This is a genomic window from Haladaptatus ordinarius, assembly GCF_054177595.1.
In genome coordinates, this window is sequence record NZ_JBPEHH010000313.1 from 1 (window position 1) to 550 (window position 550).

Below are 550 nucleotides of genomic sequence, written 5' to 3' on the forward strand. Positions count from 1 at the left end.
CTGACCGGTTTTCCCGGTCGGAGTGACCCACCCGCTAGCCGTAATCTGTCGAGAGGACAAATGTACGAAAGATTCGTGTTGAGATCGGTGGCTTCGTTGGTATTCTATCAGCTGAGACGAGGACGTTTGCTAACACCCACAAATTGTACAGAGAGACAGCGAACAGAAAGTAGAACAACCGCACCGAGAACGTCGGCGCCGACGTTCTCGGAAGGAAGTCACCGATCTTCCGATACGAGGTTTCAATCCCCCAGCGGCGGCGGAACGCCGCCGCGTACGCTCGTGCTGTCCCGGCATCTACGTCGAGATTCGTCACGAACCAGACGTGGTCGTCCTCCCGTGTTCGATGCGGCACAGCGAACACGGTGACGTCAACCGATGCTGTTGGGGAACGTTTTCGCTGCATCTGGTACGCATCAACGACCGTCTCAGCGCCGGCGCTGAGACGGTCTTTCATCCCCTTACTCGGCCTCGCACGCACGATGTAGTCGACTTCTAGCTGTTCCAACGCCGCGACAACATGAACCTGATAGAAGCCGCGATCCAAGTA

Annotated in this window: 1 protein-coding gene; it reads right to left on the bottom strand. The window is 56.9% G+C overall.

Annotated elements, in window-relative coordinates:
* Positions 1–34: 34 nt before the first annotated feature.
* Positions 35–550, bottom strand: a 516-nt coding sequence (locus tag ACR3FF_RS27355) for a transposase (RefSeq protein WP_458191249.1), incomplete at its 5' end; no start/stop codon positions are given.